General features: G+C 69.7%; 22 protein-coding genes. 16 read left to right on the top strand and 6 right to left on the bottom strand.

The annotated features are described in order from the left end of the window. Positions 1–74: 74 nt before the first annotated feature. The 4 genes from ACX9GQ_RS16980 to ACX9GQ_RS16965 all read left to right on the top strand — a co-directional run bounded on the left by ACX9GQ_RS16980 (position 75) and on the right by ACX9GQ_RS16965 (position 3331). Positions 75–344, top strand: coding sequence for a cyclase (locus tag ACX9GQ_RS16980; RefSeq protein WP_459630756.1), 270 nt, complete (start codon positions 75–77; stop codon positions 342–344). A gap of 99 nt (positions 345–443) precedes the next feature. After that, the gene (locus tag ACX9GQ_RS16975; protein ID WP_459630755.1) at positions 444–977 is read left to right on the top strand and encodes an isochorismatase family protein; all 534 of its coding nucleotides are present in this window, start codon (positions 444–446) and stop codon (positions 975–977) included. A gap of 185 nt (positions 978–1162) precedes the next feature. Next, the gene (gene nirK / locus ACX9GQ_RS16970; protein WP_459630754.1) at positions 1163–2311 is read left to right on the top strand and encodes a copper-containing nitrite reductase; all 1149 of its coding nucleotides are present in this window, start codon (positions 1163–1165) and stop codon (positions 2309–2311) included. A 138-nt stretch (positions 2312–2449) separates the two neighbouring features. Then, complete coding sequence (locus tag ACX9GQ_RS16965; protein WP_459630753.1) at positions 2450–3331, top strand: formylglycine-generating enzyme family protein; 882 nt, start codon at positions 2450–2452, stop codon at positions 3329–3331. A gap of 15 nt (positions 3332–3346) precedes the next feature. On the opposite strand, the gene ACX9GQ_RS16960 is transcribed toward ACX9GQ_RS16965, so the two are convergent. Then, positions 3347–4588, bottom strand: a complete 1242-nt coding sequence (locus tag ACX9GQ_RS16960) for an NAD(P)/FAD-dependent oxidoreductase (RefSeq protein WP_459630752.1) — start codon at positions 4586–4588, stop codon at positions 3347–3349. A 118-nt stretch (positions 4589–4706) separates the two neighbouring features. Here ACX9GQ_RS16960 and ACX9GQ_RS16955 point away from each other — a divergent pair, with 118 nt between their 5' ends. From ACX9GQ_RS16955 to rpe, 3 genes are all read left to right on the top strand, one after another. Continuing rightward, on the top strand, positions 4707–5672 hold the full coding sequence (locus ACX9GQ_RS16955) for a hypothetical protein (RefSeq protein WP_459630751.1): 966 nt from the start codon (positions 4707–4709) through the stop codon (positions 5670–5672). A gap of 87 nt (positions 5673–5759) precedes the next feature. Beyond that, the gene (locus tag ACX9GQ_RS16950) at positions 5760–6428 is read left to right on the top strand and encodes an EF-hand domain-containing protein (RefSeq protein ID WP_459630750.1); all 669 of its coding nucleotides are present in this window, start codon (positions 5760–5762) and stop codon (positions 6426–6428) included. Positions 6429–6564: 136 nt separating this feature from the next. Further along, positions 6565–7236: a ribulose-phosphate 3-epimerase gene (gene rpe / locus ACX9GQ_RS16945; RefSeq protein ID WP_459630749.1), complete on the top strand. Its 672-nt coding sequence runs from the start codon at positions 6565–6567 to the stop codon at positions 7234–7236. A 41-nt stretch (positions 7237–7277) separates the two neighbouring features. Here rpe and ACX9GQ_RS16940 read toward each other — a convergent pair whose 3' ends face one another. Beyond that, positions 7278–7775, bottom strand: coding sequence for a hypothetical protein (locus ACX9GQ_RS16940; protein ID WP_459630748.1), 498 nt, complete (start codon positions 7773–7775; stop codon positions 7278–7280). A gap of 103 nt (positions 7776–7878) precedes the next feature. Further along, positions 7879–8268: a Cu(I)-responsive transcriptional regulator gene (gene cueR / locus ACX9GQ_RS16935; protein WP_459630747.1), complete on the bottom strand. Its 390-nt coding sequence runs from the start codon at positions 8266–8268 to the stop codon at positions 7879–7881. 149 nt (positions 8269–8417) lie between these two features. Between cueR and ACX9GQ_RS16930 the strand changes: the two genes are divergently transcribed. Next, on the top strand, positions 8418–10940 hold the full coding sequence (locus tag ACX9GQ_RS16930) for a heavy metal translocating P-type ATPase (protein ID WP_459630746.1): 2523 nt from the start codon (positions 8418–8420) through the stop codon (positions 10938–10940). A gap of 3 nt (positions 10941–10943) precedes the next feature. On the opposite strand, the gene ACX9GQ_RS16925 is transcribed toward ACX9GQ_RS16930, so the two are convergent. Both ACX9GQ_RS16925 and pobA read right to left on the bottom strand, forming a co-directional pair. Further along, a complete protein-coding gene (locus ACX9GQ_RS16925) occupies positions 10944–11582 on the bottom strand; it encodes a Crp/Fnr family transcriptional regulator (RefSeq protein ID WP_459630745.1) in 639 nt (212 codons plus the stop codon). A gap of 88 nt (positions 11583–11670) precedes the next feature. Continuing rightward, entirely contained in the window at positions 11671–12849 is a 1179-nt protein-coding gene (gene pobA, locus ACX9GQ_RS16920) for a 4-hydroxybenzoate 3-monooxygenase (protein ID WP_459630744.1), read from the bottom strand. 132 nt (positions 12850–12981) lie between these two features. On the opposite strand from pobA, the gene ACX9GQ_RS16915 reads away from it, so the two are divergent. From ACX9GQ_RS16915 to ACX9GQ_RS16880, 8 genes are all read left to right on the top strand, one after another. Then, positions 12982–13962, top strand: coding sequence for a helix-turn-helix domain-containing protein (locus ACX9GQ_RS16915; protein WP_459630743.1), 981 nt, complete (start codon positions 12982–12984; stop codon positions 13960–13962). 17 nt (positions 13963–13979) lie between these two features. Then, positions 13980–14693, top strand: a complete 714-nt coding sequence (locus ACX9GQ_RS16910) for a LuxR C-terminal-related transcriptional regulator (RefSeq protein WP_459630742.1) — start codon at positions 13980–13982, stop codon at positions 14691–14693. 159 nt (positions 14694–14852) lie between these two features. Continuing rightward, on the top strand, positions 14853–17105 hold the full coding sequence (locus tag ACX9GQ_RS16905) for an alpha,alpha-trehalose-phosphate synthase (UDP-forming) (protein WP_459630741.1): 2253 nt from the start codon (positions 14853–14855) through the stop codon (positions 17103–17105). Between the two features lie 21 nt (positions 17106–17126). Further along, the gene (gene otsB / locus ACX9GQ_RS16900) at positions 17127–17879 is read left to right on the top strand and encodes a trehalose-phosphatase (protein ID WP_459630740.1); all 753 of its coding nucleotides are present in this window, start codon (positions 17127–17129) and stop codon (positions 17877–17879) included. A 10-nt stretch (positions 17880–17889) separates the two neighbouring features. After that, positions 17890–19710, top strand: coding sequence for a glycoside hydrolase family 15 protein (locus ACX9GQ_RS16895; RefSeq protein WP_459630739.1), 1821 nt, complete (start codon positions 17890–17892; stop codon positions 19708–19710). A gap of 483 nt (positions 19711–20193) precedes the next feature. Beyond that, on the top strand, positions 20194–21519 hold the full coding sequence (locus ACX9GQ_RS16890) for a porin (protein WP_459630738.1): 1326 nt from the start codon (positions 20194–20196) through the stop codon (positions 21517–21519). A gap of 119 nt (positions 21520–21638) precedes the next feature. Further along, positions 21639–21854 carry a DNA gyrase inhibitor YacG gene (locus ACX9GQ_RS16885; RefSeq protein ID WP_459630737.1) on the top strand — a complete coding sequence of 72 codons (216 nt, stop codon included), beginning with the start codon at positions 21639–21641 and terminating at the stop codon, positions 21852–21854. Next, the gene (locus ACX9GQ_RS16880) at positions 21841–22371 is read left to right on the top strand and encodes an ureidoglycolate lyase (RefSeq protein WP_459630736.1); all 531 of its coding nucleotides are present in this window, start codon (positions 21841–21843) and stop codon (positions 22369–22371) included. Before ACX9GQ_RS16885 ends, ACX9GQ_RS16880 begins: the two co-directional genes overlap by 14 nt. An 82-nt stretch (positions 22372–22453) precedes the next feature. On the opposite strand, the gene ACX9GQ_RS16875 is transcribed toward ACX9GQ_RS16880, so the two are convergent. Further along, complete coding sequence (locus tag ACX9GQ_RS16875) at positions 22454–23176, bottom strand: gamma-glutamylcyclotransferase (RefSeq protein ID WP_459630735.1); 723 nt, start codon at positions 23174–23176, stop codon at positions 22454–22456. Positions 23177–23223 lie beyond the last annotated feature (47 nt).

Below are 23223 nucleotides of genomic sequence, written 5' to 3'. Positions count from 1 at the left end.
CGGGAAAATCCCTCGCATTAACTCGCATGTGAACCCGCCCGAAGCGCTGGCGGGTCAGGGGAGAGGGGGATGTCATGGTCACGCTGTTCGTGAGGCACAAGGTTGCCGACTACGCCGCCTGGCGGAAGGTCTACGACGAGTTCCACAGGTCGCCCGCGACGAAGGACGTCCTGGCGCAGAGCGTCCACGTGGCGGTCGATGATCCGCTCGACGTCACCGTGACGCACGACTTCGAGACCCTCGCCGTCGCCCAGGCCTTCCTGGGCAGCGAAATCCTCAAGTCGACCATGGGCCGCGCCGGTGTGGCCGGCCCGCCGACGATCTGGATCACGCGCAAGAGCTGAGGGCGGCGCACCGCCGGTCGAGGGTCGGCGGCACCAGTTTCCGCGAGGCGGCGGGAGGCTCTAGAGTGGGCCGCCCTGTCGCCTGCCGGAGCCATTGCCATGCCCATCCTCGCCAGCGCCACGTCGCAGCTCCTCCTCATCGACCTGCAGGTCCGGCTCGTTCCGGCCATCCACGCGGGCGACCGGATGGTGGCGCAGGCCGCGCGGCTCGTGGCGGCGGCACGGCTTTTCGACGTGCCCGTCACGGCGACGGAGCAGTATCCCGCCGGCCTTGGCCGCACGGTGCCGGAGATCGACGTCTCGGGTGCATCCGTCCTGGAGAAGATGACGTTCGACTCGGGCGCGGCGCCCGGTTTCGAGGAACTCCTCTCGCCGGGTCGCACCCTCGTCGTCGGCGGCTGCGAGGCGCATGTGTGCGTCCTTCAGACCGTGCTCGGCCTGCTCGCCGGCGGGCGCCGGGTGGCCGTCGTCGCCGACGCCATCGGCTCCCGACATCCCGCCAATCACGAGGCCGCGCTCGAACGGATGGCGCGCCATGGCGCGGACATCGTCACCACCGAGATGGTGATCTTCGAGTGGCTCGGCGCCGCCACCCATCCGGCATTCAAGCCAGCGATGGCGCTGGTGAAGTAGCGCCCGTCGGCGTCTTCCGGCGCGCGCCCTTCAGATCGGCGAGGTCTTGGCTGGCCGGCTGGACGGAAAAGGCCCGCGCGGCGCCGACCGCGTGATTGTTTGCGTCGCAACAAAGAGGGTTTTCGGGTTCGGGAGCAAGGTCCGGTTCGTCAACGGAACAAACGCCTCGAACAACGGAGACCACGATGTTCACCCGCCGCGCCCTGATGGCCGCCGCCGCCCTCTCCGCCCTCGCCGCCGGCGTGCCGGCCCTGGCTGCGGACGACCTCTCCAAGCTTCCGCGCGAGAAGGTCGAGCTCGTTGCACCGCCCTTCATCCACGCCCACGAGCAGGCCACGAAGGCCGGCCCGAAGGTCATCCAGTTCAAGATGACGATCCAGGAGAAGGAACTCGTCATCGACAATGAAGGCACCAAGGTCCAGGCCATGACCTTCGATGGCTCGGTCCCCGGCCCGATGATGGTCGTCCACGAGAACGACTACGTCGAGCTGACGCTGGTCAATCCCGAGACCAACATGATGGCCCACAACATCGACTTCCACTCCGCCACGGGCGGGCTGGGCGGCGGTGAGCTGACCCTCATCAACCCCGGCGAGCAGGTGGTCCTGCGCTGGAAGGCGACTCGGACCGGCGTGTTCGTCTATCACTGCGCCCCCGGCGGCGCGATGATCCCGTGGCACGTGGTGTCGGGCATGAGCGGCGCCGTGATGGTGCTGCCGCGGGATGGCCTGAAGGACGGCGACGGCAAGCCCGTCACCTACGACCGGGCCTACTACATCGGCGAGCAGGACTTCTACGTGCCGCGCGACGAGAAGGGCAAGTTCAAGCACTACGAGAGCGCCGGCGAGGCCTATCCCGATGCCCTCGAGGTGATGCGCAAGCTGACCCCCACCCACGTCGTGTTCAACGGCCGGGCGGGCGCGCTGACGGGCAAGAACGCCCTTCAGGCGAAGGTCGGCGAGCGGGTCCTCATCGTCCACAGCCAGGCCAACCGCGACAGCCGCCCGCATCTCATCGGCGGTCACGGCGACGCGGTGTGGGAGACGGGCAAGTTCGCCAACCGGCCGGAGAAGGATCTCGAGACCTGGTTCATCCGCGGCGGCTCCGCGGGGGCGGCGCTCTACACCTTCCTGCAGCCCGGCATCTACGCCTACGTCACCCACAACCTCATCGAGGCGGTGGAACTGGGCGCCACGGCCCACTTCAAGGTCGACGGACAGTGGAATGACGACCTGATGAAGCAGGTCAGCCCTCCCGGCCCCATCGGAGGCAACGCCCGGACCGGCATGCTCGAGACGGCTCCCGCCAAGGCGGGGCACGGAATGGCCCACTGACGGGTCCTGACCCGGCGGCCGAAGGCGGCAGACCCCTCCATCCCGGAGCTGCCTGATGCCGCCGCCCAAGGAACGGCCCGCCCCTCCCGGCGGGCCGTTTCCTCAAGAACCGAAGCCAGAATTCCCGTGGAGACGACGATGCTTCTCCTGGTCCAAGGCAAGATCGCCCTGAAGGCGGCCCTCGTCGCCGCCCCCCTGCTCGCCGCAGCCGGCTACGCGCTGCCGCAGCGGGATGCCGCGAACCGCGACGCCGTGGCCGTGGTGCACGTGCCGGCGGCCCGCTTCGCCCACCGCCTCGCCGGCGACTTCGCGCGCGACGGGCGTCCGGTGAACGCGCCGGTCCGCGAGGTCGCAGTCGGGGCGTTCGCCATGATGGCCACGCAGGTCAGTGCCGCCGACTACGAGCTTTGCGTCGCCGACAGCGCCTGCGCCCGCCGCGCGACGAAAGACGCGGCCCGCGACGACCGCCCCGTGACGGGCGTCAGCCACCAGGATGCGATCGCCTATGCGGCATGGTTCTCCCGGCGCACCGGCCAGTCCTGGCGGCTGCCGACCGAAGCCGAGTGGGCGCACGCGGCGGGGTCCCGCTTCGCGGACGACGCCGTCGCCGCGGACGACGGGGCCGATGCCTTCACCCGGCGCTGGCTCGCCAAGTACGAGCAGGAATCGCTTCGCGCACCCACCGAGAGCAAGGCCGCCCAGCCGTTCGGGCATTTCGGGCTCAACGAGCGCGGAATCGCCGACCTTGCCGGCAACGTCTGGGAGTGGACGGACAGCTGCTTCGTCCGCCAGCCCGTCGACGGGGCGGGGGAGCTGACCGGCACCCCCACCGTCAACTGCGGCGTACGAGTTGTGGCGGGCGCTCACAGGGCCTACGTCACCGACTTCATCCGCGACGCCCGCGCCGGAGGCTGCGCCGTCGGCGTCCCGCCGGCGAACCTCGGCTTCCGCCTCGTCCGCGACGAGGAGACGATGGTGGCCCGCGTCGTGACCCGCTTGCGCCGCGCCATCGGCGCCTGAAGCGCCCGTTGCCCGTCAGAAGCGGGCGGCGCTGTAGGGCGTCGGGTCAATGAACGGCTTCTCGCCGCTGATCATCTCGGCGATGAGCCGGCCGGTCACCGCCCCGAGCGTCAGCCCGTGGTGGGCATGGCCGAAGGCGAACCAGACACCCTTGTGGCGGGGCGCGGGGCCGATCACCGGCAGCATGTCGGGGGTGCAGGGCCGGTTGCCCATCCACGGCTTGGCGTCGAGCCGGGTCTCGAGCGGGAAGAGCTTGCGCGCGACCGGCTCGACCTTGGCGAACTGGACCGGCGTCGGCGGCGCGTCGCGCAGCGCGAACTCGGCCCCCGTGGTGAGCCGGATGCCGCGGTTCATGGGCGCCAGCACGTAGCCGACGTCGGCATCGAGCACCGCGTGGTTGAGCACCGCGTTGCCCGCCGGGCGATAGTGCATGTGGTAGCCGCGCTTCACGCCCATCGGCAGGTCGTAGCCGAGCGGCCTCCACACGACGTCCGCCCAGGGACCGAGCGCGACCACCACGTCGCGGGCCGAGACCGTTCCGCTCTTCGTCCGGATGCTCCAGCGGCCGTCGGGCTCCTGCGTCAGCGACGAGGCGTCGCCGTCGAGGAAGGCACCGCCGCGCTCCTCGAACAGGTTGAGATAGGCGCGTGACAGAGCGGCCGGATCGAGCACGGACACCGGGTCGCGATAGTGGAACCCGCCCAGCATCCGCTCGGAGAGGTTCGGCTCGAGCGCGACGACGCCGGCCGAGTCGAGTTGCACGACGTCGATGCCCAGCGGCCGTACCCGCTCCGCCGCCGCCAGGGCGTCGGCGAGGGTCTTCTCGCTGCGGAAGAGCTTGATCCATCCGCCGGGCCGCAGCAGCGCCTGCGCGCCCGCGGCCTCCACGAGCGGCATGTGCTCGGAGAGACAGTTCTCGATCAGAGGCAGGGCGCCGCGCATCGCCTTCTCGTGCCGGGAGGACTCGGAGGCGCGCCAGTAGCGGAAGAGGAAGGGCAGCACCTGCGGCAGGGCCGAGAGGTGGTAGTTCGTGTCCGCCCGCGTCCGCAACGCGTGCGACAGGATCTCGCTGAACTTCCGCGGGAACGCATAGGGCCAGATCGAAGCGCGCTCGAGGATGCCGGCATTGCCGAAGCTCGTGCCCTGGCCCGCCTCCTGCCGGTCGATCAGGGCCACCGAGCGACCCGTCTCCTGAACCTTGAGGGCCGTCGACAAGCCGACGATGCCCGCCCCCAGTACCACCACGTCGCGCTGCATTGCTCTTTTGGCCGTCCCGTGTTCGAGTGCCGCCACGATAGAGGGGCGACGCGCCGCCGTCACGCTCCTGCTGCACTGCAAAACCAGCACCCCAGCCCCGCCCCCAAGACTGCCCTCCTTGTCACCGCTCGTCTCTCTCCCGCTGCAGGCCCTGACCTTCCTCGGGCGGCACGGCGCCGCCGGCTTCGCGGTGTCGATCTTCGCCGGTCTCGCCCTGCCGGGGCTGGCGGAAAGCTTTCGCCCGCTCCTGCCGGTCACGATCTTCTGCTTCGTCGCGCTGTCCTTCGCCCGCGCCGACTTCAGCGGCGTGAAGCGCGCGCTCGGCCGGACGGGGCGGCTTTCGGCCGCCATGGCGTGGATCACGCTCGCCATGCCCGTCCTCATCGTCGCGGCCGTGGCGCTCGTCGGCCGCGGCAGCATCGAGCCCGGCCTGCTGCTGGGGATCGCGCTGATCGGCGCCGCCCCGCCGCTAATGGGCTTTCCCGCCTATGCGGCCTTGCTGGGCCTCGACAACAGCCTCGGCATCACGCTGCTGGTCTTCAGCCTCGTCATCACACCCTTTGTCGCGCCGCCGCTGGCGGGCTTCATCGCGGGGGAGGCGGTTCCCATCGACCCGATGGTGCTCGGCATCCGCCTTTTCGCGCTTCTCGCGGGCTCGGGGCTGGCCTGCCTCGCATTCCGGCGCTTCGCCGGCGTCGAGCGGATCCGGCGCTGGCGCCACCCGCTCGACGGGGTCAACGTCGTGATCTACTTCGTCTTCGCCGTGGCGGCGATGGACGGCGTCATCGCGCAGACGCTCGCGAATCCGGCCAAGACGGCCCTCTACCTCGCGCTCGGCACCGGAACGGCGGTCGCGGGCCTCGCCATCACCATGCTTGCCCTGTCGCGCGCCGTCGGGCGTGCGGACGCCTTCGTGCTCGGGCTCGGCACGGGCATGCGCAACACCGGGCTCCTGGTGTCGGCGATGGGGGCCGCGTGCCCGCCCGACACCTACCTGTTCTTCTCGCTGCTGCAGTTCCCCATTTACACGGCGCCCCTGCTCGTTGCTCCGCTGGCCCGCGCGATCGTGCGACGCGACGCCTGAGGCCCCTTGGCATCCGGGTTGCAACCTCCCTGACGAGACCCGCCTGCGGCCGACCCCGGCCCGGCGGCCAACGTGAGGAGGACGATCATGGTGGCACCGGCAGCTCTGGCTGGATTGTCAATGGGTTGGGGCCTTCTCCAGTCGCTGATGAAGCGCCCGGAGAAGGCGGCGGAAGGCTTCGCGAACCAGGTCAATTCTGCCGTCCAGACCGGGCAGAATCTGCCGACCGCGCCCGCGAAGCCGGATGCGGCTGCGCTGTTCAAGGCCTTCGACACCGACGGCAGCGGCTCGCTCACCAAGGCGGAACTGACGGCCGGCCTCCAGTCGGCCCGCGAGAAGGGCGCGATGTTCTCGCGCGAGACCTTCGGCGCGCTTCTCGCCGCGCAGGAGCAGTCCGAGAAGGGCAAGTCGCAGAGCAACCTGATGGACAAGGCGCTCGCCCGCTTCGACACCGACAAGGACGGCTCGATCTCGGACAAGGAGTTCCTGGCGGGGATGCCGTCGAGCCGGTCGAAGGAAGCCAAGAAGGACGGCCTCGAGGCGCTGTTCAACAGCATGGACAAGGACGGGGACGGCAAGATTTCCGCCGAGGAGCTGAAGACCGCCCTGCAGACGATGACCGCCGAGCACGGCCACCGGAAGAAGAGTGCCGCCGTGACGCTGCCGCCGGCCGACACGACCACGCCGACCACGACGGACGGCACGTCGACCAACACGGTGACCGACACCGCCGGCACGAACACGCCGACGGCCTGAGGGGGCAGGGGGAAGCCTGCCGTAGAAGCGTCGGCGGCACGCTGACGACGGAACCCCGCGCTATCCACAGGTCCGGAACGTTGATAGGCCCCGCTTCCGCATTGTGCGGCCGCGGGGCCGGTGCTATCGCCGGGGCATGAGCGCCCCGATCCTGATCGCCCCGTCCATCCTCGCCTCCGACTTCAGCCGCCTCGGTGAGGAGGTGCGCGCAGTCGATGCCGCGGGCGCCGACTGGATTCATCTCGACGTGATGGACGGCCACTTCGTGCCCAACATCACCTTCGGCCCTGATGTCATCCGGGCGCTCCGCCCGCACTCGCCGAAGATCTTCGACGCGCATCTGATGATCGCGCCGTGCGACCCCTACCTCGAAGCCTTCGCCAAGGCGGGCTGCGACATCATCACGGTGCATGCCGAGGCCGGCCCCCACCTGCATCGCTCGCTGCAGGCCATCCGGGCGCTGGGCAAGAAGGCGGGCGTCAGCATCAACCCGGCGACGCCGGAGGGCGTGCTCGAATACGTGCTCGACTCGGTCGACCTGATCCTGCTGATGACCGTGAACCCGGGCTTCGGCGGGCAGGCCTTCATTCCGGACGTCGTCGAGAAGGTCCGGCGCGTGAAGGCGATGATCGGCGCACGGCCCATCGTGATCGAGATCGACGGAGGCGTGACGCCCCAGACCGCGCCGCTCGTCGCCGCGGCAGGCGCCACCGTGCTCGTCGCCGGCTCGGCTGTCTTCAAGGGCGGGGCGGAAGCCTACGCAGCCAACATCGCCGCCATCCGCGCCGCGGCTGAAGCGGCCCGCTGAGCCCGGCCGGCGAACGGAAGGCCCTGCGACCCCACTTCGGATCAGCGCTTCGGAAAGGTCTGGATGTCGGCCCGCTTGCGGTCGCCGGTGAAGGACAGCCGCACATCGCCCAACGGGCCCGCGGCGGCTTCGCACACGATGCTGTCGAACCGGTCCGACGCACGGTTGGTGCGAACGCGGCACTCGCCGGTCGCGTCGTGGGAGACGACGCTGGAGCCCTTCTCCGCCATCCGCACCGCGTCGAGCTGCAACCGGTAGTCGGTCGGGGACACGCGTTCATCGCTGCCGCCGGAGAAGGCAAGGACGCCTTCCGGGCCGAGCGGCACGAGGAAGACGACGCGCCCGTTCGCGTATTGCTGGTAGATCATGGTGCTGCAGGGAAACGACCGCTCCCCGACCGTGAAGCGCTCGCACCGCCCGCCGATGCCAGCCATCACCGAGAGAGCGCCGTCGCCCGCCTGTACGGGGATCGGCGGCAGGGCCGGGCCCTGCCACGCCAATGAGAGCGCAGCGGCCGTGACGAGCGGCGTGATGTCCATGGATGGCCTCGAATCCGGGAGCGGAACCGAATGTCCCACGCGGCGGTTCCCGCCGCAACGACAGGAGATCGCGCTCGGCGGCGCCGCGCCGCGATGCCGCGCCTCACCGGCCTGCGAGGTCGTCGAGGATCGGGCAGTCGGGGCGGTCGTCGCCGTGGCAATGGGCGGAGAGGTGCTTCAGCGCGGCGACCATGGCCTGCATCTCGGCGATGCGCCGCTCGAGATCCTCCACGTGGGCCCCCGTGATCGCCTTGACCTCGCGGCTCGACCGGGACGTATCGCGCCACAGGCCGAGCAGACGCTGGATTTCCGGCATGGAGAAGCCCAGAGTCCGCGCACGGCGGATGAAGCGCAGGTCATGGACGTCGCGATGGTCGAAATCCCGGTAGCTGTTGTCCTTCCGGGGCGCCTTGGCGAGCAGGCCGATGCCCTCGTAGTAGCGGATCATCTTGGCCGAGACGCCGGATGCCCGGGATGCCGCGCCGATGTTCATGGTGACCTCCACCCGTCGATCCCGCTCACGATGGACCTTGCCATGATGGGAAGGTCAATCCCCCTCCAGGACCTGCGATCTCCGGTTGACCTTCCCATGATGGGAGGGAGGAGAAACCCCGTCAGGTTCCCCTGGACGGAGTGTCAGACATGACCACCGAGACGATCACGAAGCCCGCTCCGCCGACAGCAGGCCCCGAGCCGCTGGCGCCGCTCACGTTCGACATTCCCGTGCGCGGCATGACCTGCGCGGCCTGCGTGCGTCGCGTCGAAAAGGCCATCGCCGGCGTGGACGGCGTGCAGGAGGCCAACGTCAACCTCGCGACGGAGCGCGCGCACGTCGTGCTTGGCCGCGGCGGCGACCCGGCCGCGGTGGCCGCCGCGGTGCGCAAGGCCGGCTACGAGCCCGCCGACGAGACCCTCGACCTCGCCGTGGCCGGCATGACCTGCGCCTCCTGCGTCGCTCGCGTCGAGAAGGCGCTGAAGACCGTCCCGGGCGTCGCCGAGGCCGTCGTCAACCTCGCCACCGAGCGTGCCACGGTCCGGGTGCTGGGCGGGCGGGCCCGCCTCCCGGCGCTTGTCGCGGCCGTCGCGAAGGCCGGGTACGAGGCGACCGAGGCCGCCACCGCCGACGACGCCCGCGCCGACGAAGCGGCGAACCGGGAGGCGGAGCAGGCGTCGCTCCTGCGCTCCGTGGTCGTCGCGGTCGTCGCCACCGTTCCGCTCGTGGTGCTGGAAATGGGCAGCCACCTCAGCGATGCCGTGCACGAAGTGGTGCACGCCACCATCGGGATGCAGGCGGCGCGGGTCATTTCGTTCGTTCTCGCCACGCTCGTGCTCTTCGGGCCCGGACTGCGCTTCCACCGCAAGGGCTGGCCGGCCCTGTGGCGCGGCGCACCGGACATGAACTCGCTGGTCGTGCTCGGCACGACCGCGGCGTGGGCCTTCTCCTCGGTCTCCACCTTCGCCCCGGGCCTGCTTCCGGAGGGCACGGACGACACGTACTTCGAGGCCGCCGCGGTCATCGTGACGCTGATCCTGCTCGGTCGGTGGTTCGAGGCGCGGGCCAAGGGCCGCACGGGCGAGGCCATCCGGCGGTTGATGACCCTGCAGGCGCGCACCGCGCGCGTGCAGCGGGACGGGCATGAGCAGGACGTCGATGTCGCCGAGGTCCGTCCCGGCGACATCGTCGTCGTGCGGCCCGGAGAGAGGATTCCGGTCGATGGCGACGTCATCGACGGCCGGTCCTATGTCGACGAGTCGATGATCACGGGAGAGCCCATCCCCGCGCACAAGGAGGCCGGGTCTCCGGTCACCGGCGGCACGGTGAACGGTACCGGCGCGTTCCGCTTCTCCGCGCGCAGGGTCGGCGCCGACACGCTGCTCGCCCAGATCGTCCGCACCGTGGAAGCGGCGCAGGGCTCCAAGCTGCCGATCCAGGCGGCGGTCGACCGGGTGACGCTCTGGTTCGTGCCGGTGGTGATGGCCATCGCGGCCGCGACATTCGTGGGATGGCTTTGGCTTGGACCCGAGCCCGCGCTGGGCCTTGCGCTCGTCCACGCCGTCGCGGTGCTGATCATCGCCTGCCCGTGCGCGATGGGCCTTGCGACGCCGACCTCCATCATGGTCGGCTCCGGGAAGGCCGCCGAACTCGGCATCCTCTTCCGCAGGGGCGAGGCGCTGCAGTCGCTGCGCGACGCGACCGTCGTCGCCCTCGACAAGACCGGCACCCTGACGCGTGGCCGGCCTGACCTCACCGACCTGCTCGTCCAACCGGGCGTCGACGAGGCCGACCTGCTCGCTGCCGTTGCTTCCGCCGAGGCGAGGTCGGAGCACCCGGTGGCTCGCGCCATCGTCGAGCACGCCTCAGGGCGGGGCCTCGCGCTGGTCGAGCCCGAGGCCTTCGAGGCCATTGCCGGCTGGGGCGTCACGGCGCGCGTCGGCGGGCGGAGCGTGGCGGTCGGCACAGAACGCCTGATGCAGCAACTGGCCATCGACGTCGGCGATGCGTCGGCCGACGCCGGTCGCCTGGCCGACGCCGGCCGGACCCCGCTCTATGCGGCGCTCGATGGGCGGCTGGCGGCCGTGCTCGCGGTCTCCGACGCCATCAAGGACACGACGCCAGCCGCGCTTGCGGCCCTGAAGGCGATGGGCCGGCACGTCGTGATGATCACCGGCGACACGGAGCGCACGGCCCGGGCCGTCGCAGCCGAACTCGGCATCGACGAGGTGGTGGCGCAGGTGCTGCCGACCGACAAGGCAGCCGTCGTCGCCTCGCTTCAGAAGGGCGGCACGGTGAAGGTGGCTTTCGTCGGCGACGGCATCAACGACGCCCCGGCGCTGGCCCAGGCGGACGTCGGCATCGCCATCGGCACGGGGACGGACGTGGCCATCGAGTCGGCCGACGTCGTGCTGATGTCGGGGGACCTCCGCAATGTCGCCAACGCCATCGACCTGTCGCAGGCGACGATTCGCAACATCGGCCAGAACCTTGCCTGGGCCTTCGGCTACAACATCCTGCTGATCCCGCTGGCCGCTGGCGTGTTCGTTCCGGTCGCCGGCATCTCGATGTCGCCGATCCTGTCGGGACTCGCGATGGCCTTCTCCAGCGTCAGCGTCGTCACCAATGCTCTGCGGCTGCGGCGCTTCCGGCCGCGGCTGGCGGCAAGCTGATCCTCAGCGGGTCTCGCTCGCCAGCCGCGCGAGACCGGATCGGTCGACGATCCCGAGATGGCCGCGGCCGAGGGTCACCAGGCCGCGGCGCTCGAAGTCCTTGAGGTGCCGGCTCACCACCTCGCGCGCCGTGCCGAGTTCGGCCGCAATCGACTGGTGCGTCTGCGCCAGCGGTTCGCCCTCCGGTTGCGAGAGCAGGTGTTGCGCGAGGCGCCGGTCGATGCGGGTCTCGAGCAGATCCTCGACCAGCATGACGAGTTCGACCAGCCGCGACCCGTAGACGCCGAACATCCACGCGCGGAAGGAGGCATCGTCCCGCAGCAGCGCCTCGACTGTCGCCGCGGCGAGGAAGATGCCCTCGACGTCGGTCTCCGCCACGCCCTCGGCGGGGTAGGCGCTGCCCGTCATCAGGCATTGGGTCGAGAGAACGCAGGCGACGCCGTCCACCACCCGGTAGAGCGTCACCTGCCGGCCCGTTTCCGACACCAGTTGGACGCGCACGCTGCCATGCTTCACCAGCAGCAGCCCGCTGCAGCTGTCGCCCGGCCTGAACAGGACGCTCCCGGCCGGAAACCGCACCGGCGTGCCGCGGGCGGCCACGGCCTCCGGAACCACCTGCGCCCGTGGCGCTTCGAATGCCATGCCCGGTTCCTTTTCCCGATTCACGGACAGGATGGCCCCGTTCGTAGCCATTGTCAGCGGCCAAGGACCGGCGAGCGAAGGCCCCGCGTCAGAACGGCAGGCCGATGTAGTTCTCCGCCAGCGCGGTCCGCGCCGCGAGCGACCCCTCGAGATAGAGGAACTCCGCCTCCTGCATCCTGCGGTCGAACGGGCTGTGGTGGTCGAACCGGTGGAGGAGGGACGTCATCCACCACGAGAAGCGCTCTGCCTTCCAGATCCGCGCGAGGGCGCGCGCCGAGTAGCGGTCCAGCGCCGCGTCGTTCCGGCTCGCGAACCATTCGGCGAGCGCCTCAGTCATGTAGAAGACGTCGCTCGCCGCGAGGTTCAGGCCCTTCGCCCCCGTCGGGGGCACGATGTGCCCCGCGTCGCCGGCCAGCAGGAGCCGGCCGAACCGCAACGGCTCGGCGACGAAGCTGCGCAGCGGCGCGACCGACTTCTCGATCGACGGTCCGGTCACGACTGCCGCCGCGGCAGCGGGGTCGAGGCGGCGGCGCAACTCGTCCCAGAACGCGTCGTCGCTCCACGCGGCGAGGTCCTCCTCGGCGCTGCACTGCACGTAGTAGCGGCTGCGGGTGGGCGAGCGCATGGAGCACAGGGCGAACCCCCGCTCGTGGCCGGCATAGATGAGCTCGTGCGAGCAGGGCGGGACGTCGGCGAGGATCCCGAGCCAGCCGAACGGATAGACCCGCTCGAAGGTCCGCAGCGATGCCTCCGGCACGCTCGTGCGGCTGACGCCGTGGAAGCCGTCGCAACCGGCGATGATGTCGCAGGTGACTTCGCGTCGGGTGCCATTCTCCCGCCAGGTCACGCGCGGCCGCGTCCCGTCGAAACCATGCAGGGTGACGTCCTCGGCCTCGTAGACGGTCCGCAGGCCCGCACCGGCGCGGGCCTCCATCAGGTCCCGGGTCACTTCCGTCTGGCCGTAGACGGTCACGCCACGGCCGGTGAGCGCCTTGAGGTCGATCCGCAGCGTGCGCCCGTGGAACCCGACGGCGAAGCCCTCGTGCACCAGCCCTTCGCGGTGCAGCCGGGCGTCGACCCCGGCGCTTGCGAGGAGGTCCACGGTCCCCTGCTCGAGGACGCCCGCCCTGATGCGCGACAGCACGTAGTCGGCCGACTTCCGCTCGAGGATCAGCGTCTCGATGCCGTGCCCGTGCAGCAACTGGCCGAGCAGCAGCCCGGCCGGGCCGGCGCCGACGATGACGACCTGGACCGTGTTCTGGGACATGCGGAACCTCCGGGGACAGGGACCGACGGTGCGGCGACTTCTCCCCATGACGCGGCTGGCGTCGATGGACAAACGGCGCGGTTTCTTGCACTTTTTTGACAAAGAGGAAGCCGTCGCCGTCGAGGAACGCCCATGTCCGTGCCAGCGCTGGACCCCGTCCCGCACTATTTTCTTTACGGCGAGCCCCTGCAGGACGTGGAATTCGACTTCCTGCACGTCGAGCGGATCGCCACCCGCAGCCGGGTGCATGATTGGACGATCCGGCCGCATTCCCACCCGGACCAGCACCAGCTTCTACTGCTGCTGGAGGGGGGCGCGGAGGTTCGACTCGAGGACATCGTCCGCCGTGTCGTCCCGCCCGCACTGGTCGTCGTGCCGGCCGACATGGTCCATGGCTTCGTCTTCGAGCCCGGATCGGACGGCTACGTCCTCACCGTCTCGCGCCATGTCGTCGCCGGCATCCTCGGCGCGGATCCGGACATGACCTCGATCCTGGAGAAGGGGCTGTGTCTTGATGGGGACAGGCTGCCCGACCTCGCCCTGCCTTCGCTGATGGCCGGCATCGAGCGTGAATTCGTGTGGGCCGCGCGAGGTCGGAGGACGGCCATCCACGCCCGTGTCGGGCTGCTGCTCGTCGCGGTGGCGCGGGCGCGCGAGGCGGTCGCCGAACGGGACGATGGGACCGTGACGGGCGCCACCGCCCGCGACCGCGATCTCGTGCGACGGTTGCGCGAACTCGTCGAGCACCGATTCCGCGAACATCCGCGTCTGGATGACTGCGCGCTCGCGCTCGGCGTCACGCCCTCGCGCCTCAACCGCGCCTGCAGGGCGGTGGCGGGGGCCTCCGCGACCGCGCTCCTGCACGACCGGATCGTGATGGAGGCCAAGCGCAACCTGCTCTACACGGGCATGACGGTGTCGGAGGTCGCCATCTCGCTCGGCTTCGACGATCCGGCCTATTTCAGCCGGTTCTTTGCCGGCAGGACGGGCGTGCCGCCCGGAGCCTTCCGAGCCCGCCGAAGGCCCGCTGCAGCGACGCACGCCAGCCATGCGGCTGGTGACGAAACGCACACCAACCGCGCCGTTTCTTTCCCCTCATTCATGGCACGTTAAGCGTAGGAGGCGCGGGAATGCCGTCCATGAGACGCGTGGTGATCGTCCACAGCCGGGAGCACTGGCGGGAGACCGCCTGCCGGATCCTCGCCGAGGATGTGCCGGACGTTCCCGCCGTGTCCGCAGCCACGCTACTGGAGGCTGACGCGCAGGTCTGCGGGGAGGCGACGGAGTGTCTCGCCATCGTCGAGATGCAGGGCACCGTGCGCCGGACCATCGACCTCCTGCTCCCGTTCCGTCGCCGCAAGGCACGCGCCCGCTTCGCCATCGTGGCGCAGCAGGGAACGCGCAGGGATCTTCGGGACTGCTCGGCGGCCGGGCTGGCCGGCTTCCTGCTCGAGGATCTCCCGCGCGAACGCTTCGTCACCGCCGTCCAGCTCATGCTCGACCAGGGCGAGTTCGTGCCGGCGACCGTGGCGGGGATCCCGATCGCGCTTCAGGCCGCGATGCCCCTCGGCGACCGGGCCCGGCGCGCGGACCTCTCGCGGATCACGGATCGGCAGAAGGACGTTCTGAAGCTCCTCGTGCTCGGCATGTCGAACCGCGACATCGCCATGACGCTCGGCATCGCCGAGGCGACGGCCAAGGTCCACGTCGCCGCGCTGCTGCGCCTTCTCGGGGTGAAAACGCGCGACGGCGTGGCCCGGGTCGTGCTGGAGCTGGGCAGCGATCCCGCCTGGGCTCAGGCCCTCGATATCGAGACCCTCGTCCGCCCGACCGTCTCGGCCTGAGCCGTTCGTGCCCCGCCGGACGGCGGATTCTCGCCATGGTTGTGTACCGTGGATGACACCGTTTTGGCGCGATGAGGCCACCGGGCGCCGATTTCCTTGACCTCTGCTGCTTCGTTTTGGCGCGCTCGCGCGTTCTGAGGCTTTCGGAGGTTGAGCTCGATGACGCTGGTGAAGGCGCGGTGGTCGCACGTCCCCTGGATCATTGCCGCCGGCGTGGCGGCAGTCGCCATGCTGGCCGCGGCGCTGTTGCCTCTCGCCACCGGCATGTTCGACCGCTGGACGCAGCGCGACGTGGACCTGAGGGCGCGCCTCGTCTTCGAATCGATCCGCGACCAGCTCACGGATTTCGCGCGCTCCGGGGACATGACGCGCGCCAATGCGCTGTTCGACCGCATCACCACCGACCAGCGCCTCGTGGCGGCCGGCCTCTGCGGCCCCGATTCGAGACTGCTCGCCGGCTCCCGCCTCATGCCCGACATCCTGTCCTGCGCGGCGCTGCAGCGGACGCCGGACGCCGGGCGCATCGACGTCGAGATGGAGGGGCGGGTGGTCGTCCACGCGTTCCCGCTGGGCGGTACGCCGGACCTCGGCCGCGTCGTCATTCTCCATGATCTTGGCTTCACCGCCGCACGGCTGAGCCAGTTCCGGGCCGGCCTTCTCGCGTCGCTGCTCGTCGCCGCTCTGATCGCGGCGGCGCTGGTCGCGTTCGTAGGCCTCGTCCTGGCCCGGAGCTGGATGGGATCGTTGCGCCAGGCGATCGACGACCTCCGGGCAGGGAAGGCACCCCCGGCGCCGCCCTCGCTCCTCGGCGTGGGACAGGACATCCGGCAGGCGCTCGACGAACTCGATTTCGTGCGCCGGCGCATCGACGCGACCCATACCGAATGGACGCCCGAGACGCTCACGGTGGCGCTCGCCAACGAGCTGCCGGGTTCCGAGGTGATCGTCGTGTCGAACCGCGAGCCCTACATTCACAACCGGGGGCGGTCCGGCATTCACGTGCAGCGCCCCGCGAGCGGCCTCGTGTCGGCCCTGGAGCCGGTGATGCGGGCCTGCGGCGGCACGTGGGTCGCCCATGGCAGCGGCTCCGCCGACCGCGAGACGGTCGACGGGTCCGACCGCGTCGCCGTGCCGCCGGACGCGCCGAACTACACCCTGCGGCGGGTGTGGCTGAGCGACGAGGAGCAGGACGGCTACTACTACGGCTTCGCCAACGAGGGCCTCTGGCCGCTCTGCCACATCGCCTTCGTTCGTCCGACCTTCCGCAAGGACGACTGGGCCATGTACCGGGCCGTGAACGAGAAGTTCGCCGATGCCGTCGCCGCCGAGGCGAAGCGGCCGGACCCGATCATCCTGATCCAGGACTACCATTTCGCCCTGTTGCCCCGGATGCTGCGCGAGCGGCTTCCGGACGCCACGATCGTCACCTTCTGGCATATCCCCTGGCCGAACGCGGAGACCTTCGGGATCTGCCCCTACCGCGAGGAGATCGTGGAGGGATTGCTGGGATCCTCGATCCTCGGATTCCACACGCAGTTTCACTGCAACAACTTCTTCGACACGGTCGACCGCTTCCTCGAGTGCCGCATCAACCGCGAGACGGCTTCGGTGGCCTTCGGCGGCCGCGAAACGGTCGTGCGGCCCTATCCGATCTCCATCGAGTGGCCGCCGGCCGCGCTCGCCACGCAGAAGAGCATCGAGGACTGCCGTCTGCTCGTTCGCGAGAAATACGACCTCGCGCCGGACGTCCGTTTGTGCGTGGGCATCGAGCGCTTCGACTATACGAAGGGCATCGTCGACCGCATGCACGCGGTCGACAGCTTCCTCACGGAGCATCCCGAGTGGAGGGGCCGCTTCGCGCTTCTGCAGATCGCGGCTCCTACGCGCAGCAAGCTCGCGAGCTATCGCACCCTCCAGGAGGAGGCCGAGGCGCTCGCGGCCGAGATCAACGCCCGCCATGGGGACGGCACGCCCGGGCCGATCCTTCTGGTGGCCGAGCACCACGAGCCGGCTGACGTCTTCACGCTGTTCCGCGCGGCCGACCTCTGCCTCGTCTCGAGCCTTCACGACGGCATGAACCTCGTCGCCAAGGAGTTCGTCGCTGCGCGCGACGACGAGCGCGGGGTGCTCGTGCTCTCGGCCTTCGCCGGCGCCTCGCGCGAGCTTGGGGAGGCCCTCATCGTCAACCCCTACCACACCCACGCCATGGGCGAGGCGATCCTGCGCGCGCTGACCATGCCGGACCACGAGCAGCAGGAGCGCATGCGCCTCATGCGCGAGCAGGTGAGGGCCCGCAACGTGTACCGCTGGGCGGGGCAGATGCTCCTCGACGCCTCCCGGCTGCGAAAGCGCGAGCGGATCAGCAAGCTCGTCGCGCCCAATGCGCCGGCCGCCGTCGCGGCTCAGGCGTGATCCCATCGGTCAGCCGCCGCCATGACCGTGCCGTGCCGCCACGCCCTGTTCCTTGACTTCGACGGGACCCTCGTCGACATCGCCCCGCGTCCGGACGCCGTGCGTGTCGAGCCCGGGCTTTCCGACGCGATGGCGCGCGTCGCCGAGCGGATGGGCGGTGCCCTGGCGCTCGTCAGCGGCCGGCCGGTGCAGGCGCTCGACCGGTTCCTGTCGCCCCACCGGTTCGATGCGGCAGGACTGCACGGTGCGGAACTGCGCCTTGCCGGCGAAACCCTCAGCTGCGCCGCCGTCCCCGAGGCCTTCAGGGCGGAGGTCGCGCGCCTTCGCGACGCCGCGGGGGCACTCGGCTTCATCGCCGAGGACAAGGGCGCGTCGGTCGCGCTCCACTGGCGGGCGGTCCCCGACCTTCGGCCCCATGTCGAAAACCTGGCTGCGCAGGCCCTCGCGCGGCTCGGGTCGGGCTGGCGCGCGCAGACGGGCAAGTCGGTGATCGAGATCCTCCCCGCCGAGGCGGGAAAGGGGAGGGCCATCGCCACCTTGCTGGATCATGAGCCCTACCGCGGACGCATCCCGGTCTTCGTCGGCGACGACGATACGGACGAGCACGGCTTTGCCGAGGTCCTCGCCCGTGGCGGCCTCGCCGTCCGGATCGGCGAGGGGAAGAGCCTCGCACCCCTGCGGCTCGCCGGGCCTGCCGTGCTCCGCGCCCGTCTCCTGGCGTGGGCCGAGACCGGAACCTGTCCCTTCGAAACGTCTTCGACCGCCACCGACTGAGGAGTCGTCCATGCCGGAGCCGAACCAGGCGCGTCATCCTTCACTCGATCTCGCCGTGATCGGCAACGGCATGCTGGCCGCGCTCGTGGACCGGCAGGCACGCATCGTCTGGTCCTGCTTCCCGCGGTTCGACGGGGATCCCGTCTTCTGCAGCCTGCTGGGCGGTGAGGAAGGCGGGCGCGGCGGTGAGTTCGCCATCGAGATGCTCGGCGCGGTGGAATGCCGCCAGCGCTACGAGGACAACACCGCCATCCTCGTCTCCGAGATCGAGGACGCGCGCGGAAACATCGTCGAGATCACCGACTTCGCACCGCGGTTCCGCCATCTCGGCCGGATCTTCCGGCCGCCGCAGCTGGTTCGTCGCATTCGTCCCCTGCGCGGACGGCCCCGCGTGCGCGTGCGCCTTGCCCCCCGGTTCGAGTGGGGCGCCCGCACGCCCGAGGAGACGCGCGGCAGTCATCATGTGCGCTTCGTCGGCCCCCAGATGACGCTGCGCCTCACCACCGACGCGCCGATCTCGTACGTGGCGGAGGGTACGCCCTTCTCGCTGGACAGGCCCCTGTCGTTCTTCTTCGGCGCGGACGAGCCGTTGCGGACCGAGGTGGACGAGACGGCGCGCGAGTTCCTCGAGAAGACGACCGACCACTGGCGCGACTGGGTCCGGTCGCTCTCGATCCCCTATGAGTGGCAGCGCGAGGTGATCCGGGCCGCGATCACCCTGAAGCTGTGCCAGTTCGAGGAGACGGGCGCGATCGTGGCGGCGCTGACGACCTCGATTCCCGAAGCGCCGGACAGCGGCCGCAACTGGGACTACCGGTTCTGCTGGCTCCGAGACGCCTACTTCGTCATCCAGGCGCTCAACCGGCTGGGAACGACGAGGACGATGGAGGACTTCCTCGGCTTCATCACCAACATCGTCGACGACGCCGAGGAGCCCGGCCGCCCCGAGGATCTGCCCCCGCTGTTCGGGATCACCCGCTCGCCCGACCTCGAGGAACGCCAGGCGCCCGCCCTGCAGGGCTATCGCGGCATGGGGCCGGTCCGTGTCGGCAATGCCGCCGCCTCGCAGATCCAGAACGACGTCTACGGCAGCGTGGTCCTGGCCTCGACGCACGCCTTCATGGACCGGCGCATGATCCGGCCGGGGAACGACGAACTGTTCGCCCACCTGGAGAAGCTGGGCCGCCGGGCGGTCCGGGTGTTCGACCAGCCCGACGCCGGGCCGTGGGAGCTTCGCACCAAGGCCGCCGTGCATACCTTCTCGAGCGTGATGTGCTGGGCGGCCTGCGACCGGCTGGCCCGAATCGGTCTCGAACTCGGCAAGCCCGACAGGGCCCAGGAGTGGCGCCGCGAGGCGGATTCCATGCGGCGGATCATCGAGCAGCAGGCCTTCAATGCGGAACTCGGCACGTTCGTCTCGACCTTCGGCGGCCACGATCTCGACGCGACACTGTTGCTTCTGGCCGAACTCGGCTTCATCGAGGCGACAGATCCGCGATTCGTCGCGACGGTGGAAGCCGTGGGGGCCGCGCTGCGCCGGGGCGACCTGCTGCTGCGCTACGCGGTGGAGGACGACTTCGGGCACATGAGGACCGGATTCCTCATCTGCGGCTTCTGGTACGTCGATGCCCTCGCCTCCATCGGCCGGCGCGGCGAGGCGAGGGCCCTGTTCGAGCGCATCCTGAAGCGCCGCAACAGCTTCGGCCTGTTGTCAGAGGATGCCGACCTCGACACCGGCGAGCTGTGGGGCAACATCCCGCAGACCTACTCGATGGTGGGCCTCATCAACGCTGCCGTGAAGCTGTCGCGCGGGTGGGACGACACGATCTGAACCGTGACGATCTGTGGTTGAAACAGGCAGATTGCTGAAGCCGTGGGCAGGGCCGCCTGCGGTGCGTCGCACAACTTGCGGTGCGCAAGCGTCGCGTTTGGGCAGTCACAGCCTGCGGTAGAGACAGCGTTAACCCTGTCATTCGCTTAAATCAGCACCTCCAGCCAACCCGCTGATTAATCGAGTGTTAACAGACAGACGGGGTGCAACCTCTGGTCGTGGCTATTGTGCAACACGGCCTTGAAAACGCCCCGGAAAGGCCGTCCCGCGCTCGCTGTTTGGTTGATCGCCCCAAGGCACACGCTAAGGTTGCGTCGTGGCAGGGGATTCCCTGTCGCGCCTTCGGATCGCCTGGTGGAGGCACCTGCGGTCCGGCGGACAGGGGTAAGGGACTCTTCGCTGAGAGGGCCTTCGGGGGCCAGATCGGATGAAGACCAAGCCCGCTCCCGATGGGTCTCGAAAACGTCTTTTGGAGGTTACCAAATGAAGCTCATGAAGAGCCTCTTCCTCGGTACCGCCGCTGGCTTCGCCGCGGTGGCCGGGGCTCAGGCCGCCGACCTTCCGTCCAAGAAGGCCGCGCCGGTCGAGTACGTGCGCGTCTGCTCGCAGTTCGGCGCCGGCTTCTTCTACATCCCCGGTTCGGACACCTGCCTGAAGGTTTCGGGCCGCGTCCGCGCTGACTACATCTATGCCGAGCCCTTCTCGCGCAACAACAACACGACGGCGACCCGCGCTCGCGGCTACCTCGCCCTCGACTCCTACACCGCGACCGATTGGGGTCCGGTCCGCGCCACGACCCGCGTCTACGTGACGAAGGACTCGGGCTCGGCCGCCACGACGACGCTTGACTGGGCCTACATCCAGTTCGCCGGCATCACCGCTGGTCGCGTCGCCACGTCGTTCTTCGAATTCGCTCCGTTCGGCGGTATTTCGTACCTCGGCGGTGGCGCGAACGGCCGCGGCTCGGACTACGGCGCCATCAACGCCCTCGCCTACACCGCCTCGTTCGGTGGCGGCTTCTCGGCCACCCTCGCCCTCGAGGACGGCTCGGAGCGTCGCGTCGGCATCAACAACGTCGGCACGGGCTTCACCACGACCACGATCGGCACGCTCGCTGGTCCGGTCAACGGCCAGCCGTCGTTCGGTGGCCATGCGATGCCTGACGTCGTGGCTCGCCTCGACTACACCGGCTCGTGGGGCGCTGCGATGCTCGCTGGTGCGGTGCACCAGACCCGCGTCGGCGCTGGCGTTGCTCCTGGCGGCGCGGTCACGACCGGCAACGTCTACAACGGCCTGATCGGCGACACCGAGTACGGCTACGCCATCCAGGCGGGCGTGAAGGTCAACCTGCCGATGATCGCCCCCGGCGATGCCCTGTTCCTGCAGGCGGCTTACGCCACCGGCGCGAACAGCTACACCGGCTGGGGCACGGCTGGCTTCGGCACCGTGTCGATCCCGTCTGCTGACGTGATCTACGATCCGACCGGCAACGGCCACCTGACCAACTCCTGGTCGGTCACCGGCGGCTTCCTGCACTACTGGATGCCGACCCTGCGTTCGGGCCTGACGATGGCCTACGGCGCGGTTGACCACTACGGCCCGTGGTACGACGCCGCTGCCTACACCGTCGCTACGCAGCTGATCTGGACGCCGGTTCGCGGCCTCGACATCGGCGCGGAAGTGGGTTGGCAGACGTTCGTGGACAAGCCGAACTACATCGCGCTCGTCCAGAACACGGTCAACAACCCGTTCCTCGGCCAGAACGACTCGCAGTGGTTCGGTCGTCTGCGCTTCCAGCGCGACTTCTGATCCAACCTCGCGGTTGATCGACGGGACCCCGGTGCGAAAGCACCGGGGTCTTCGTTTTTCGGGGGGCGGGAAGCCCGGCGAGGCTGGCCATCGGGGATCGAACGGTCCATATCGGGGGCATGACCCCCACGAACGACAACCGTCCCGTCACCGGCGCCGCACAGGAACTCGATCCGTCCGGCCGCGCCTGCCCGTTGTGCGGCAAGCCGGCGCTGAAGCTCTACCGCCCCTTCTGCTCCAAGCGGTGCGCCGACCTCGATCTTTCGCGCTGGCTCAACGGCGTCTATGCGGTCCCGGCCAGGGAAACCGACGAGGACGAAGATGACGGGCGGTGACGCCATTCCGCCGAGGGTTCTTCTACCCCGGCCCCTGTCTCGGACGACGTTCCGGCAATTCGGTCGTGTGCTGTCCGTCGAGGCCATGCCGGGCCGGCCGGTGAACGAGGGCCGGGGCCTGCGGACCGATCTCCCGGCTGATCTCGGCCATGAAGCGCCGGCGTCCCGGCCTGTGACCGCGCTGTACGACCTTTGGCCGTCGGCTTTGCCGTTCCAGGTGCACTGTTTCGAGCGACACCCGCTGTCCGATCAGCTTTTCCTGCCCCTCGGCGATGCGAGATCGCTCGTCGTCGTCGCGCCCGCGACCCCCGAGGGCCGGCCAGACGTCAACCGGGCCGAGGCCTTCGTCGGCAGTCCCGGCCAGGTGCTGGTCTATCCTCGGGGCCTGTGGCACCTGCCGCTCGTCGCTCTCGACCGGGAGGGGCGTTTCCTCATGCAGATGTGGGAATGCGGCGCTGATGCGGACTTCGAGGTCGTGACGGTCCCGGCCGGAATCCTGCTCGTTCGAGCGGCCTGAAACCGGAGGAAGGCTTCGGAAAAACCCAAGGGACATCAGATCCTTGGCATGGCCTGCTTGAATCAATTCATGAGCATGCGTCTCACCCGTCGGACGGGGTGTTCCGCTCGATCTCCTCGGCCACGAGGGACTGCAGCCGCCAGAGGTTGCGATCCCTGATACCGCTCGCCGCGAGATGGGTGACAGCGTTGAAGAGGTAGTCCGCGCCGGACCCCCAGTGGCCGCACGCCGTCGCCAGCACGCGCGCCGTCTCGGCCGGTGAGGTCTCCGGCCAATAGGCCCAGCTCCGCCGGTTGATCGTGAACGCAATCGCCTGAACAGGTCCCGCTTCAGTGATCGCCGTCACCCAGCGGGGCACGTTGGTGGGCGGCTTGTTCGTCATCTCCCGCCGCAGGAGCGCCTCGACCTCGCGGCCGGGATCTACGCCAAGCAGGGGGTAGACCAGACCCCGGCAGGAGCCGCCACGGTCGAGCGCCATCATCAGGCCCGGGGAATCCGGCGTTCCGCGAAAGCGCAGGACCCGAAGGCAGAAGGAACGATGCCAGCCGTGGACGGTCCCCGCCATGGGCGGTCCATACTCTCCGCTCGGCTTCCAGATGAGGGAGCCGTAGGCGAAGACCAGGACGGGCCCGCCGCGATAGGACGCCAGCAGGTCCCGGGCCAGTCCGGCGTAGTCCTCGTCGCCGAGTTGCGCGATGCCGGGTGGGGGGCCCAGATCCGCCACCTCCCGGTGCACGCGGTCGACATGCGCGCGGGTCAGCCTCGGTCCCGTGGGACGGCGCGTACTCGAAAAGGAAGACGTCATCGCCGGATCGCCCTCACTGCGGAATCAAAGTCCGAGCATGGCCGGAC

It is taken from the genome of Alsobacter sp. R-9 (assembly GCF_054612375.1).
This window is presented reverse-complemented; position numbering and strand designations above follow the sequence as displayed.

Coding starts and splice junctions, on each gene's coding strand:
- ACX9GQ_RS16980 (WP_459630756.1), top strand. CDS start 75: ATGGTCACGCTGTTCGTGAGGCACAAGGTTGCCGACTACGCCGCCTGG.
- ACX9GQ_RS16975 (WP_459630755.1), top strand. CDS start 444: ATGCCCATCCTCGCCAGCGCCACGTCGCAGCTCCTCCTCATCGACCTG.
- nirK (WP_459630754.1), top strand. CDS start 1,163: ATGTTCACCCGCCGCGCCCTGATGGCCGCCGCCGCCCTCTCCGCCCTC.
- ACX9GQ_RS16965 (WP_459630753.1), top strand. CDS start 2,450: ATGCTTCTCCTGGTCCAAGGCAAGATCGCCCTGAAGGCGGCCCTCGTC.
- ACX9GQ_RS16960 (WP_459630752.1), bottom strand. CDS start 4,588: ATGCAGCGCGACGTGGTGGTACTGGGGGCGGGCATCGTCGGCTTGTCG.
- ACX9GQ_RS16950 (WP_459630750.1), top strand. CDS start 5,760: ATGGTGGCACCGGCAGCTCTGGCTGGATTGTCAATGGGTTGGGGCCTT.
- rpe (WP_459630749.1), top strand. CDS start 6,565: ATGAGCGCCCCGATCCTGATCGCCCCGTCCATCCTCGCCTCCGACTTC.
- ACX9GQ_RS16940 (WP_459630748.1), bottom strand. CDS start 7,775: ATGGACATCACGCCGCTCGTCACGGCCGCTGCGCTCTCATTGGCGTGG.
- cueR (WP_459630747.1), bottom strand. CDS start 8,268: ATGAACATCGGCGCGGCATCCCGGGCATCCGGCGTCTCGGCCAAGATG.
- ACX9GQ_RS16930 (WP_459630746.1), top strand. CDS start 8,418: ATGACCACCGAGACGATCACGAAGCCCGCTCCGCCGACAGCAGGCCCC.
- ACX9GQ_RS16925 (WP_459630745.1), bottom strand. CDS start 11,582: ATGGCATTCGAAGCGCCACGGGCGCAGGTGGTTCCGGAGGCCGTGGCC.
- pobA (WP_459630744.1), bottom strand. CDS start 12,849: ATGTCCCAGAACACGGTCCAGGTCGTCATCGTCGGCGCCGGCCCGGCC.
- ACX9GQ_RS16915 (WP_459630743.1), top strand. CDS start 12,982: ATGTCCGTGCCAGCGCTGGACCCCGTCCCGCACTATTTTCTTTACGGC.
- ACX9GQ_RS16910 (WP_459630742.1), top strand. CDS start 13,980: ATGCCGTCCATGAGACGCGTGGTGATCGTCCACAGCCGGGAGCACTGG.
- ACX9GQ_RS16905 (WP_459630741.1), top strand. CDS start 14,853: ATGACGCTGGTGAAGGCGCGGTGGTCGCACGTCCCCTGGATCATTGCC.
- otsB (WP_459630740.1), top strand. CDS start 17,127: ATGACCGTGCCGTGCCGCCACGCCCTGTTCCTTGACTTCGACGGGACC.
- ACX9GQ_RS16895 (WP_459630739.1), top strand. CDS start 17,890: ATGCCGGAGCCGAACCAGGCGCGTCATCCTTCACTCGATCTCGCCGTG.
- ACX9GQ_RS16890 (WP_459630738.1), top strand. CDS start 20,194: ATGAAGCTCATGAAGAGCCTCTTCCTCGGTACCGCCGCTGGCTTCGCC.
- ACX9GQ_RS16885 (WP_459630737.1), top strand. CDS start 21,639: ATGACCCCCACGAACGACAACCGTCCCGTCACCGGCGCCGCACAGGAA.
- ACX9GQ_RS16880 (WP_459630736.1), top strand. CDS start 21,841: ATGACGGGCGGTGACGCCATTCCGCCGAGGGTTCTTCTACCCCGGCCC.
- ACX9GQ_RS16875 (WP_459630735.1), bottom strand. CDS start 23,176: ATGACGTCTTCCTTTTCGAGTACGCGCCGTCCCACGGGACCGAGGCTG.